At 70.8% G+C, this 12,515-nt stretch carries 13 protein-coding genes and 1 pseudogene; 11 read left to right on the top strand and 3 right to left on the bottom strand.

Going from position 1 to position 12,515, the window contains the following annotated elements:
* Window positions 1–27: 27 nt before the first annotated feature.
* The 6 genes from infA (at window position 28) to rplQ (ending at window position 3,180) form a co-directional block, all read left to right on the top strand.
* Entirely contained in the window at window positions 28–249 is a 222-nt protein-coding gene (gene infA / locus RL72_RS05945) for a translation initiation factor IF-1 (RefSeq protein WP_018171468.1), read from the top strand.
* 66 nt (window positions 250–315) lie between these two features.
* Window positions 316–432, top strand: coding sequence for a 50S ribosomal protein L36 (gene rpmJ, locus RL72_RS05940; RefSeq protein WP_005050492.1), 117 nt, complete (start codon window positions 316–318; stop codon window positions 430–432).
* Window positions 433–596: 164 nt separating this feature from the next.
* Complete coding sequence (gene rpsM, locus RL72_RS05935; protein WP_045249906.1) at window positions 597–971, top strand: 30S ribosomal protein S13; 375 nt, start codon at window positions 597–599, stop codon at window positions 969–971.
* 27 nt (window positions 972–998) lie between these two features.
* Window positions 999–1,397, top strand: a complete 399-nt coding sequence (gene rpsK / locus RL72_RS05930; protein WP_045249905.1) for a 30S ribosomal protein S11 — start codon at window positions 999–1,001, stop codon at window positions 1,395–1,397.
* Window positions 1,398–1,585: 188 nt separating this feature from the next.
* The gene (locus tag RL72_RS05925) at window positions 1,586–2,575 is read left to right on the top strand and encodes a DNA-directed RNA polymerase subunit alpha (RefSeq protein WP_045249904.1); all 990 of its coding nucleotides are present in this window, start codon (window positions 1,586–1,588) and stop codon (window positions 2,573–2,575) included.
* A gap of 68 nt (window positions 2,576–2,643) precedes the next feature.
* The gene (rplQ, locus tag RL72_RS05920) at window positions 2,644–3,180 is read left to right on the top strand and encodes a 50S ribosomal protein L17 (RefSeq protein ID WP_045249903.1); all 537 of its coding nucleotides are present in this window, start codon (window positions 2,644–2,646) and stop codon (window positions 3,178–3,180) included.
* Window positions 3,181–3,377: 197 nt separating this feature from the next.
* Here the strand turns inward: rplQ and RL72_RS05915 are convergent, their stop codons facing one another.
* Together RL72_RS05915 and RL72_RS05910 are read right to left on the bottom strand one after the other, a co-directional pair.
* Complete coding sequence (locus RL72_RS05915; RefSeq protein WP_045249902.1) at window positions 3,378–4,895, bottom strand: hypothetical protein; 1,518 nt, start codon at window positions 4,893–4,895, stop codon at window positions 3,378–3,380.
* Window positions 4,892–5,704, bottom strand: a complete 813-nt coding sequence (locus RL72_RS05910) for a glycosyltransferase family 2 protein (RefSeq protein ID WP_045249901.1) — start codon at window positions 5,702–5,704, stop codon at window positions 4,892–4,894. Before RL72_RS05910 ends, RL72_RS05915 begins: the two co-directional genes overlap by 4 nt.
* Before the next feature lie 70 nt (window positions 5,705–5,774).
* On the opposite strand from RL72_RS05910, the gene RL72_RS05905 reads away from it, so the two are divergent.
* Window positions 5,775–6,239 (top strand): GtrA family protein, encoded by a 465-nt coding sequence (locus tag RL72_RS05905; RefSeq protein ID WP_045249900.1) that lies wholly within the window; start codon window positions 5,775–5,777, stop codon window positions 6,237–6,239.
* A gap of 32 nt (window positions 6,240–6,271) precedes the next feature.
* On the opposite strand, the gene RL72_RS05900 is transcribed toward RL72_RS05905, so the two are convergent.
* Window positions 6,272–7,849: an AMP-binding protein gene (locus RL72_RS05900; protein WP_045249899.1), complete on the bottom strand. Its 1,578-nt coding sequence runs from the start codon at window positions 7,847–7,849 to the stop codon at window positions 6,272–6,274.
* Window positions 7,850–8,091: 242 nt separating this feature from the next.
* Here RL72_RS05900 and truA point away from each other — a divergent pair, with 242 nt between their 5' ends.
* From truA to RL72_RS05880, 4 genes and pseudogenes are all read left to right on the top strand, one after another.
* Window positions 8,092–8,973: a tRNA pseudouridine(38-40) synthase TruA gene (truA, locus tag RL72_RS05895; RefSeq protein ID WP_045249898.1), complete on the top strand. Its 882-nt coding sequence runs from the start codon at window positions 8,092–8,094 to the stop codon at window positions 8,971–8,973.
* Between the two features lie 80 nt (window positions 8,974–9,053).
* Window positions 9,054–9,722 (top strand): endonuclease/exonuclease/phosphatase family protein, encoded by a 669-nt coding sequence (locus tag RL72_RS05890; RefSeq protein WP_045249897.1) that lies wholly within the window; start codon window positions 9,054–9,056, stop codon window positions 9,720–9,722.
* A gap of 88 nt (window positions 9,723–9,810) precedes the next feature.
* Window positions 9,811–11,121, top strand: coding sequence for a UDP-glucose dehydrogenase family protein (locus tag RL72_RS05885; protein ID WP_045249896.1), 1,311 nt, complete (start codon window positions 9,811–9,813; stop codon window positions 11,119–11,121).
* A gap of 172 nt (window positions 11,122–11,293) precedes the next feature.
* A pseudogene (locus RL72_RS05880) lies at window positions 11,294–12,515 on the top strand (hypothetical protein); the annotation flags it as partial.

Raw genomic sequence — 12,515 nt, 5'->3', positions numbered from 1 at the left:
CCGGTCTGCACAAGCGTCAGCGAGGCTATGGCTAAGAAAGACGGTGTCATCGAGATCGAGGGCGTCGTGTCCGAGGCGCTGCCCAACGCGATGTTCCGCGTTGAGCTCTCCAACGGACACAAGGTCCTTGCAACGATCTCCGGAAAGATGCGGCAGAACTACATCCGCATCATCCCCGAGGATCGCGTCGTCGTGGAGCTCTCGCCCTACGACCTCACGCGCGGTCGCATCGTCTACCGCTACCGCTAGGCCGGTCGAGAAGTAACACCCCAGGCGTCCGCGCCTGCCCGGTGAAGACAGCGATAAGGAAGCAACATGAAGGTCAACCCCAGCGTCAAGCCGATCTGCGACCACTGCAAGGTGATTCGCCGCCACGGCCGCGTCATGGTGATCTGCAAGAGCAACCCGCGCCACAAGCAGCGCCAGGGCTGAGCCTTCGGGCCCCGGCCCGGTCTCTCGCGATCTCACAACTCAACATCTGACAGGCAGGATCAGACGCTTCGACAGGCTCAGCGGCCGCGAGAAGCTGACACCTCGGGCGGAGGCCCGGGCACCGATCCTGCTCCACACCTCCACAACACTCCAGGAGTTACCGCATGGCACGTCTTGCCGGCGTCGACATCCCGCGCGACAAGCGCGTGGTGATCGCCCTCACGTACATTTACGGCATCGGCCGTACCCGTTCGGTCGAGATCCTCAAGGCCACCGAGATCGACGAGTCGATCCGCGTCAAGGACCTCTCCGACGACCAGCTCGTCGCGCTCCGCGACTACATCGAAGGCACCTACAAGGTGGAGGGTGACCTCCGCCGCGAGGTCGCCGCCGACATCCGCCGCAAGGTCGAGATCGGCTCCTACGAGGGCCTTCGTCACCGCCGTGGCCTGCCGGTCCGCGGTCAGCGCACCAAGACCAACGCGCGTACCCGCAAGGGCCCGAAGCGCACCGTCGCCGGCAAGAAGAAGGCCCGCTAAGCGGCCAGGGAATAGGAGAACACTTTCATGGCTGCACCCAAGGCCGCCGCGCGCAAGCCGCGCCGCAAGGAGAAGAAGAACATCGCGCTGGGCCAGGCCCACATCAAGTCGACGTTCAACAACACCATCGTCTCGATCACCGACCCGTCCGGCGCTGTCATCAGCTGGGCCTCGTCCGGTGGCGTGGGCTTCAAGGGCTCGCGCAAGTCGACGCCGTACGCCGCCGGCATGGCCGCGGAGTCCGCTGCCCGCCAGGCGCAGGAGCACGGCGTCAAGAAGGTCGACGTCTTCGTGAAGGGTCCGGGCTCCGGCCGCGAGACCGCGATCCGCTCGCTGCAGGCCGCCGGCCTCGAGGTGGGCTCGATCCAGGATGTGACGCCGCAGGCGCACAACGGTTGCCGCCCGCCGAAGCGCCGCCGCGTCTGACGCTCTCTGTCCTCGGTCCCTGAGCTTGTCGAAGGGCCCGAGGACAGGCGTGTGGATCCGGTCCTCACTTCCATCGGTCCCTGAGCCGATCGAAGGGCAGCGGCCGGATCCTCACCCGCGTTCTTCCACAACTCAAGACCTCACCCACACGTGTCATATAGCGGGCACGTGATCGAAAGGAACACACAGTGCTCATCGCACAGCGTCCCACTCTCACCGAGGAAAAGATCTCCGAGAACCGCAGCCGGTTCGTCATCGAGCCGCTCGAGCCCGGTTTCGGTTACACGATCGGCAACGCGCTGCGTCGCAGCCTGCTCTCGTCGATCCCCGGCGCGGCCGTCACGAGCGTCCGCATCGACGGCGTCCTCCACGAGTTCAGCACCATTCCCGGTGTGAAGGAGGATGTCACCGAGATCATCCTCAACATCAAGCAGCTGGTCGTCTCCTCTGAGCGCGACGAGCCCATCACCGCCTACCTGCGCAAGACGGGCGCCGGCGAGGTCACCGCGGCGGACATCTCCGCTCCGGCCGGCGTCGAGGTGCACAACCCCGAGCTGGTCATCGCGACCCTCAACGACACCGCCAAGTTCGAGCTCGAGCTCACCATCGAGCGTGGCCGCGGCTACGTGTCGGCGGCGCAGAACCGCAGCGAGTACGCCGAGGCGGGCCAGATCCCGATCGACTCGATCTACTCGCCCGTGCTGAAGGTCAGCTACCGCGTCGACGCCACCCGCGCCGGCGAGCGTACCGACTTCGACAAGCTCGTGCTGGACGTCGAGACCAAGAACTCGATCATCCCGCGCGACGCCGTCGCTTCGGCCGGTCGCACGCTGACCGAGCTGTTCGGTCTCGCCCGCGAGCTGAACGTCGAGGCCGAGGGCATCGAGATCGGCCCCGCGCCGGTCGAGGCCGTCCTCTCGAACGAGCTGTCGATGCCGATCGAGGACCTCGATCTGTCCGTCCGCTCGTACAACTGCCTCAAGCGCGAAGGCATCAACACGGTGTCCGAGCTCGTCGCCCTGTCGGAGACGCAGCTCATGAACATCCGCAATTTCGGACAGAAGTCGGTGGACGAGGTGCGCGACAAGCTCGTCTCGCTCGGCCTGTCGCTGAAGGACTCGGTGCCCGGTTTCGACGGCGCCCACTTCTACGGCGGCTCCGAAGACGAGTCCTTCTGACCCACCCGTTCTGCCGGCTGGCAGAGGCCAGCTGACCCGAACCTTTCCGATCCAGGAGCTAGAGAACAATGCCCAAGCCCACCAAGGGTCCCCGCCTCGGAGGCGGCCCCGCACACGAGCGTCTGCTGCTTGCGAACCTGGCTGCCCAGCTGTTCGTGCACAAGTCGATCAAGACCACCGAGACCAAGGCCAAGCGCCTGCGTCCGCTGGCCGAGCGCCTCGTCACCTTCGGCAAGCGCGGCGACCTGCACGCGCGTCGTCGCGTGCTGTCCGTGCTGCGCAACAAGGAGGCGACGCACGTGCTGTTCGCCGAGATCGCGCCGCTGGTCGCCGAGCGTGAGGGCGGCTACACCCGCATCACCAAGGTCGGCAACCGCAAGGGCGACAACGCGCCCATGGCCGTGATCGAGCTCGTGCTCGAGCCCGTCGCCCCGAAGGTGAAGAAGGCCGCCGCGAAGCCCGCCAAGGCGGAGAAGGCCGCCCCCGCCGAGGAGGTCGTGGAGGAGGTCGTCGAGACCCCTGCCGCCGAGGCCGAGGTCGTCGAGGAGGCTCCCGTCGCCGACGAGACCGCCGCTGACGCCGCCGCGGAGGAGAAGGCCGAGTAAGGCCGTCCGCTCGTTCGAAGCCCGTCGTCCCCTTGTGGGACGGCGGGCTTCGTCGTTGCCGCAGGGGACCGTTCCGCCTGCTCGGTGGTCGCCCTTTGCGGGCTTGCGGTGCCGAAAGCCGCACGCTGCGACCAGCGAGCAGGAGGACCCCGCGGCGTCAGCGGCGAGGGTCCAGAGGGTCAGACCCGAAGAGGGCGTCAGGGCGCTGGGCAGATCACCATGCCGCCGGCCGCGGTCAGGGGGGATCCGGTGCGGCAGGATCCGTACGCGAGGGTCATCGTGCGGCTCATCGCGGGCGCGTCGTAAAGGCCGACGTGCGCGCCGGTCAGCACCACGGAGGACACGGGCCCGCCCCAGGGTTCCGCGGCCAGCCACTCCACGTCGTTGTCGCGTACCCAGGCGGCCAGGGGCGCGACCGCGGCGCGCTGCTGGGCGAGCGTCTCGGCGGCCGGCGCACGCAGTGCCCGGCCGGCGTCGCTGACGCCTCCTGTCGCCACGACGCCGCCGAGCAGGGCGAGGGCCGCGACGGACAGGATCCGTACGGGCGCCTGCGAGTTCGAGGGGCCGCGACGCCGCCACAGCGCGACCGCCGCGCGCACGGCGACGGCGGCGAGGACCGGGGCGAAGGCGAAGACGCCCACCGCGGGGTGCCGCACCCACAGTGGCAGGTGCGAGGCCTGCGCCCACCACGCGACGAAGGCGAGCAGACCCACGGCGGATCCGAAACCCCACGCGAGGAGCTGCGGGTCGCGGTCCCACCAGCGCGGGGCGGAGCCGGGGTTCGTGTCGGAGCGACGGTGCCGCACCGGCACGGCGGCCACGATCACGACGGCTGCCGCCAGGAGGATCGCGGCGACGGTCAGCCACCAGGGGACGAACCACGATCCGGCGAGCGTGCCCAGCTTCTGCGTCGCGGTCGTCGGCTCGGTGTGCTGGCCTCCGCTCAGCAGGAAGCCGCCCATCGCCCGCACGTGCCGTGCGTACCCGCCGATGCCGAGGGAGACGAGGGCGATGAGCTCCATCAGCACCGTCGGCGCGGCCGCCAGAGCGAGCGGAAGCAGCGAGCGGCGGAGGGTCGCCGTGAAGCGCCGCCGGAACGGCGCCGCCGGCGTCAACAGGAACAACGCCACGGCGAACGCCGGGAGCGCCAAGAGCGCGATCAGCTTCGCCTGCATGGCGAGCCCGAGCAGCAGGCCCGCGAGCCATGCACGGCGCGGGAGCACGATCAGCGCCCATACGAGGAGAGCGGCGGCAGCGGTCTCGCCCAGCAGATCGGCGGGACCCTGGATCGGGGAGACGCTCTCGGCGGTGTTGAACGCGAGAGGCAGGGCGGCGGCGACCAGTGCGCCGAAGCGCCCGGAGATGCGGCGCCCGATCACCGCGCAGCCGACGACCAGGAGCACCCAGTAGGCGAGCGGGACCAGTCGGGCGCCGATCACCGGATCCGCCCCGAGCGCGAGGATCCCGGCCACCGGGATCAGCACCACGGGACCGGTCGAGATCCGGGGATCGAAGGGCGTGAGGGTGGAGCCGGACAGGGTGCCGTCGCTGGTGTAGCCGAGCCCGGCGAGCAGATTGCGGGGCACTGTGAGGTTGAACGCCTCGTCCTCCCAGAACCGCAGCACGGTCAGGCTGTGCCACATCACGATCGCATTCGCGACGACGAGCAGCGCGAGCAGGATCCAGAATCCGGTTCCGGTGAGGCGACGGATCATGCGGATGCGGTTCCCTCGTCTGCGCGCACCGGATCCGGTCGTTCGAGCGACAGCGCCCGCAACGGGGCGCCCGGACGGAGGGACCACGTCCACGCCTCGCGCAGCGCGTCCATCGCGAAGCGGACCAGTTTGCTCGGGGGCAGCGAGGGTCGCGCGACACGGCCCCACATCGTGCCGGTGCTCGAGGAGCCGCGCCGGGGGATGCTCCGCACCCGCAGGTAGCGGACGTCAAGCCTCGCGCGCACCTCGGCGAGGGAGAAGTGCACGTGCGGCACGAGGGCGTCGGAGGGCACCGCATTCACCAGGAGGCGCAGCGCCTCGGGGCGGTACACGCGCAGGGGCGTGTTCACGTCGGGCACGCCCCTGCCCACGAACGTCGCGATGAGCAGGCGCACGCACGCGGTCAGCACCCGCCGGTACCAGGCGTCGGTGCGGGAGTGGCGCACGCCGTGCACCACGTCGGCACCGGAGGCGGCGAGAGCGCGCACGGCGGCCGCGATCTCGGCGCCGAGGAACTGGCCGTCGCCGTCGACGTGCACGATCGCGTCGGGGGAGAGGGCGAGGCCCCCGCGGTAGGCGGCGAGGGCAGTGGGACCGTGTCCGCGGTTCACCGGCTGCGTCTGCACGTCCACGTCGGCGATGCCGGCGAGTGCGGCCGCGGTGCCGTCGGTCGAGCGGTCGTCCGCGATCACGAAGGTCACGCGCTCGGCGAGCGGGCCGACGGAGGCGCGGATCTCATCGATGAAGCCGGCGATGCCCTCGGCCTCGTTGTAGGCCGGCATCACGACGGCCAGGTGGGCGTACTGCACTCGAACCTCAGGTCTCGGAGACGGGGAGACGTCCAGGCTGCGTCGTCCTCCCGGGTATTCTAGTAGCGCTATGGATCGCCGCTCCCGGTTGCGCCGTCTGGCGGGAGTCGGCACCCGCTTCCTGATCGTCGGCGGCATCAGCACCCTCATCGAGGTCGGCGCCTTCAACCTCTTCGTCTACGTCTTCGGCTGGGATCTCGTCTTCGGCAAGATCGGGGCCAGTCTCGTCGCGCTGATCAACGCCTACTTCGGCAACAGGGAGTGGGCGTTCCGCGATCGGAACCGCCGCGGGCGCGCCGCCGAGATCGTGCTGTTCCTCGTGGTCAACCTCGTGTGCACCCTGCTCGGTGCCGGGATCGTCTGGTTGGGCGCAGAGGTCGTCGAGGGCATCACCGGTCACGCCCCCGGACCGGCGCTGGTGAACGTCGTCAACCTGGGCAGCATCGCGGTGATCGTCGTGGTGCGTTTCCTGCTGTACCACTACGTCGTGTTCCGGCACACGCCGAAGGACGACGTCGACGACGCTTCGGCCTGAGCGGACAGGGAGATGTGCGGGCGACGGGCCGGTCAGCTCGTCCGCGCCCGGAGATCCTTGCGGAGGATCTTGCCCGAGGCCGACTTCGGAATCGCGTCGATGAACTCGACCATCCGCACCTTCTCGTGCGGTGCGACGTGCGCGGCGACGTGCGCCTGGACGCCCGCGGCGTCGAGCTCCGATCCGGGCTGCAGCACCACGAAGGCCTTCGGCACCTCCTGGCCGTCCTCGTCCGGCGCGCCGATCACGGCGGCGTCGGCGATGGCCGGGTGCTCCAGGAGCACGGCCTCGAGGACGGCCGGGGCAACCTGGTAGCCCTTGTACTTGATGAGCTCCTTGAGGCGGTCGACGATGCGGAACACGCCGCCGGCCGTGGCGGTGGCGACGTCGCCCGTGTGCAGCCAGCCGTCGGCGTCGAGCATGTCGGCGGTCGCGTCGGGACGGTTCAGGTAGCCCTTCATGACCTGCGGGCCGCGGATCAGCAGCTCTCCGGGCTCGCTCGCGCCGTCGGCGGGGATCACCACGTCGGATCCGTCCTCCGCGAGCAGTCGCGCCTCCGTGTTGGGAATGAGCAGACCCACCGAGGAGAGGTCGATGTCCTCGCGCTCGACCGGGATCGTGTGCGTCACCGGGCTGGTCTCGGTCATGCCGTAGCCCTGCCGCACGAGGCAGTCGAGCCGGCCGGCGACGGCGTGGGCGAGTGCTCCGTCCAGGGGCGCGGCGCCGGAGAAGACGACCTTCACCGAGCTCATGTCGTATTGAGCGACCAGCGGGTGCTTGGCGAGGGCGACGGCGATGGGAGGCGCGATGAACAGCCAGCTGGTGCGCTGCTCCGCGATGATGCGCAGGAACTCGACGAGGTCGAACTTCGGCATCGTGACGAGGGTCGCGCGCAGGCGCACGGCCAGGTTGAGCAGCACCGTCATGCCGTAGATGTGGAAGAACGGCAGGACGGCGAGGATCCGGTCGTCATCGTTCAGGTCGATCGAGATCGTGCTCTGTGCGACGTTGGCGACGAGGTTGCGATGCGTGAGCATGACGCCCTTGGGCCGGCCGGTGGTGCCGGATGAGTACGGGAGCACCGCGACGTGCGTGGCGGGGTCGAAGGTCACGGCGGGCGCATGGTGTCCCTCGGAGAGCAGATCCCGCAGCGACGGGTGCCCCTCGGCGCCGTCGAGCACGATCAGCTGGTCGGCGGGCAGGCCGAGCTGTTCCGCGGCGGCTTGCGCCTGGGGGAGGAGCGGGCTGACCGTGATGAGCCAGAACGCCGAGGCGTCGCGCAGCTGGTTGGCGATCTCATCGGCGGTGTACAGCGCGTTGATGGTGGTGGCCGTGGCGCCGGCGCGCAGGATCCCGTGGAAAACGGTCGCGAACGCGGGGACGTTCGGGCAGAGCAGGCCCACGGCGTCGCCCACGCCGATGCCGCGGGCGGCGAGCGCTCCTGCGAAGAGATCGATCTGGCCGATCAGCTGACGGTAGGTGGTCTCCGCGCCCGACATCCCGTCGACCAGGGCGACGCGGTCGAGGTCGTGCTCGGAGATGTCGCCGAAGAGGTACTCGTGGATCGGGACCACGGGGATCTCGACGTCGGGGAACGTGCTGCTGACCATGGGATCTCCTTCGATCTCGGTCCGTCTCGATGCCGCTGCGCCGCCGGCTCGGGTGCCGGCGCCGGTCACTTGGGATTCAGTGTCGCACAAATAGAGACTGAGTCCCAGAGTGATTCCGGATCGGCCCGACGCCGGGACGGATTGTGGGAAACCCTACTCCGAGGCGGGGGCGATGCCGAGCGCGCAGCCCGCCGGTGCGGGCCCGGTGCGGGGCCGAGAAGCGCGGTCGGTACCCTTGATCCGTGCGCATCCGTCTCGACATCGCCTACGACGGCACCCATTTCCGGGGCTGGGCGAAGCAGCCAGGGCTGCGGACCGTGCAGGGGACCATCGAGGCGGCGCTCGCCCGGATCGTCGGTCCGTCGGCGGAGTCCGCCGCGGGGGATCCGCAGGCATCCGGTCCGCGCCTCGTCGTCGCCGGGCGCACCGACGCGGGCGTGCACGCCACCGGGCAGGTCGCGCACGTCGACCTCGACGCGCAGCAGTGGGCGCGTGTGGCGACGCGCAACGGCCGGGCCGCGCTCGATCCGGCGGCGTCGCTGGCTTCGCGGATCCGCGGCGTGCTCGGGCAGTATCCCGATGCCACCGTGTCGCGGACGTCGCTCGCACCGGAGGGGTTCGACGCCCGCTTCTCCGCCGTCTGGCGCCGGTACCGGTATCGGCTGGCCGACGCGCGGGCCGGATACGACCCCCTGCTGCGCCACGACACCACCACCGTCCGCGCGGTCCTCGACGAGGGCGCCATGGACGCCGCCGCGCAGACGCTGATCGGACTGCACGACTTCGCCGCGTACTGCAAGCCGCGCGAGGAGGGCACCACGATCCGCACCCTGCTCGACTACCGCTGGTCGCGGGATACGTCCGGCGTGCTGGTCGCCGAGGTCAAGGCCGACGCGTTCTGCCACAGCATGGTGCGGGCGCTCGTGGGAGCCTGCGCCGCCGTGGGGGAGGGGCGCCTCGAGGTCGCCGATCTGGCGCGGCTGCGGGACGACCTCACCCGCACCAGCGCCTTCAAGGTGCTCGCCGCGCGCGGCCTCACACTCACCGAGGTGGGGTATCCCGCGGACGAGCTGCTGGCGGCCCGCGCCGAGCAGACGCGCAACCGCCGCGATCACGACGACTGACGCGGATCCGGATCTGCAACATCCGATGAACTCCGGCTGCCGCTCAGCCTCGCGCAAGAGCGCGCGGGTACGGTGGGGGCGTGCGGATCATCTCCTACAACCTGCGCAAGCATCGTGCGGCGCATGAGCTCGACGCCCTCGTCGACGCCCATGACCCCGACGTGCTGTGCCTGCAGGAGGGCGACACCGCGTCGCTGCCGGAGCGGGCCGGAGGTCTCGTGCTGGCGCACACCACGCAGCGCAACCGGCTGGGACTGGCCATCTACTACCGCGAGAGCACGTACCGTCTCGTCGACATGGCGGCGGTCGCGGTGAAGAAGTCGCTGCACGACCACGTGCTGCGCCCCGCGCACGAGCGTCTGCTCGGCGTGCGGCTCCGCGACATCGACGCCGGCCGCGACTTCCTCGTCGCGTCGCTGCACGCGGCGCCGCTCACGGCGCGCAACGCCCTGCGGCGCGACCAGATCCGGGCGGCGCTCTCCGAGCTGTCCGAGCTCGGGTGGGGCCTGCCGCAGCTCATCGTCGGCGACTTCAACTATCCGGTGTTCAAGGAGCGGCTCAGCGAGCACATGCGCGACGTCGGCTACGAGCTCGTGATGAGCGACCAGCATACGTACACGCGATACCGCGTCTTCCGCGGGTTCTACGACTTCGCGGCGGCCTCCGGATTCGTGGTCGAGTCGGTGCGCACGCTGCCGCAGGGGGAGTCGGACCACCTGCCCATCCTGGTGACCGCGACGCCCCGGTAGACCGCCCGCCCCAAGCGTTCACCCGGTCGTCGCCGACGCGACGCCTGCCGGTCGTGTGGTGGTGAGACTCGCGCGGTGTGGTGTCCTCATGCGGATGTCTGTGATCGGCTGCGGGTACCTCGGAGCGGTCCACGCGGCGGCGATGGCGTCGATCGGCCACGAGGTGACGGGGATCGACACGAATCCCGACCGGATCGCGGCGCTCGCGGCGGGGAAGGCACCGTTCTTCGAACCCGGTCTGGACGAGCTGCTGGCCGCGGGGGTCGCCAGCGGGCGGCTGACCTTCAGCGCCGACATCGCCGACGCGGCCGGATCCGTCCTGCACTTCCTGGCCGTGGGCACCCCGCAGCAGTCCGACGGATCCGCCGCCGACCTGCGCTTCGTGCACGGGGCCCTCGATGCGCTGCTGCCGCAGCTGCGGCCGGGAGACGTGGTCGCGGGCAAGTCCACCGTGCCCGTGGGGACCGCTGCGGGCCTCACCGAACGCGTGGAGGGCGCCGGGGCGACCCTGGTCTGGAACCCGGAGTTCCTGCGCGAGGGCTGGGCCGTGCGGGATACGCTGCACCCCGACCGCCTCGTGGTCGGGGCGGCGGCGGACGACTCGGGTCGGCGCGCGGTCGAGGTGCTGCGCGAGGCGTACGCCGACGCGATCGCGGAGGGCAGTCCGTTCCTGGTGACCGATCTGGCCACGGCCGAGCTCGTCAAGGGCGCCGCGAACGCGTTCCTCGCCACGAAGATCTCGTTCATCAATGCGATGGCGGAGATCGCCGAGGCGGCGGGGGCCGACGTCACCCGGCTCGCCGACGCGATCGGGTACGACGACCGGATCGGACGACGCTTCCTCGGCGCCGGGATCGGCTTCGGCGGGGGATGCCTGCCCAAGGACATCCGCGCGTTCGCCGCGCGCGCGGAGGAGCTCGGGCGTGGGGCATCGGTCGGATTCCTCCGCGAGGTCGACGCGATCAACCTGCGCCGCAGGGAGCACGCGGTGCGCCTCGTGCTCGAGGCGTTCGGCGGGAGCGTCGTCGGGAAGAGGATCACCATGCTCGGAGCTGCGTTCAAGCCGCACAGCGACGACGTGCGGGACTCGCCGGCGCTCGAGGTCGCGATCCGGCTGCGCGGCATGGGCGCGAAGGTACGGGTGACGGATCCGGAGGCCCTCGGCAATGCCGCCGCCGTGCACCCGCAGCTGAAGTACGTCGCGGATCGGGACAAGGCCCTCAAGGGCGCGGATGCGGTGGTGCTCGTCACGGAATGGGACCTGTACCGCCGCGAGCTCTCTCCCGAGCATGCGTCCACGCTGGCCCGGGGCAGGATCATCGTCGACGGGCGCAACTGCCTGGATCCGCAGGCGTGGCGCGCGGCGGGCTGGACCTACGTCGGGATGGGCAGGCCGTAGCGCCGTCGCGCACGCCGAAGCTCGCGGATGCGGGGCGCGGCGCCGGGGCGTTTCAGGGCACGCGGGGCGACACCGCGAGGTGCTGTGCGCGACTCCGCGAACGCCATGGCGAGGCAGGTCGTGGTTTCCCGATAAAGTCGAGTACCGCGTCGACCTGGGAAGGGCGGGACGAATGCCCGACGATGACGTGCCCCGGGACAGGGCCGGCACCGAAGGGGCTGCGCACGGCGACGGCCCGCAGCCCGACGACCAGCACGCCTTCGATCTCGCGTCGCTGTTCGATCACCATGAGGAGGACGTCTCGGCGGCGCCGCTGGAGGATTTCAGCGCCCTCTTCGCGGGACCGGGCGATGTCGCGCGCACCGAGAAGGGCTCGCCCGCATCTGAGGAACCCGAGACCACGGATCCCCAGGGGCCGGGGACGGACGCCGACGCGCCCGTCATGCCCGCGCCCGGCGAGCACCGGGACCCCGACGATGACCTCGACCTGCATCTGCAGGCCCCGACGGCGCTGATCGACACCGCCGAGGGCCACCTCTTCGACGATGCCGCGACCGAGGCTCATCCCTACACGCACTCGTTCCCTGCGCCCGTGCCGGCCCGGCCGGAGCCGCAGCACGCCGCGCCGCGATACGGCCTGGGGCGCCCTCAGGCCATCGCGATGGCGGCAGGCCTGGTCGTCACCGCGCTGGGCGTCGGCTGGGCGCTTGCGACGCCCGGCGCACCCGTGCCGGTCGCGGTCTCCGCGACCCCGACCTCGAGCGTGGATCCGGCGCGGATCTCCAAGGTCAACGCAGCCGTCGACTCCCTCGAGAGTGCTGTGAAGGCCGCGCAGACGAGCGCAGAGTCCTTCGCCTCGCCGCTCGCGGCGATGGCGGGATCCAGCGACGAATCGGCCCGGCTCGCCGCCGAGGCCGCGCGCCAGGCGTACACGGCGGCGCTCGCCGCGGTGAAGGTGCCCAAGTCTGCGGGGAAGTCCGCGACGAACGTCCAGCTCGATCAGCTCGAGCGCGAGGTCGCGTCGCGCGAGGCGTCGCTGACGGCCGCGACCGCCGGATTCCGCGGTGCCATCACGACGTTCCGGCAGTCGGTGCCCGGATATGCCGCGACCGCGGTCGCCGACAACCCCGACGCGGCCGAGCCCTTCCGAACCGCCGCCACGGAGACGGCGGCGGCGGTCGCCGCATCGGATCCGTTCGGAGCGATGTCCTTCGCCCCATGGGATGCCTGGCGCAGCGCGCTGGCCGCCCTCATCGCGGATCAGGCGCGCGCGGTGGCGGAGTCCGACTCGAGCGGTTCCGGCGGCGGCACGGGTGACACGGGCACGGGCACCGGCGGCGGCGCCACGACCGCGCCGACGCAACCGCCGCCGGTGACGACGGAGCCCCCGCCCG

Origin of the sequence: Microbacterium azadirachtae (assembly GCF_000956545.1) — a bacterium.
Classification (GTDB): Bacteria; Actinomycetota; Actinomycetes; order Actinomycetales; family Microbacteriaceae; genus Microbacterium; species Microbacterium azadirachtae.
The sequence above is the reverse complement of the archived record's forward strand: the minus strand, read 5'-3'. Positions and strand labels throughout refer to the sequence as shown.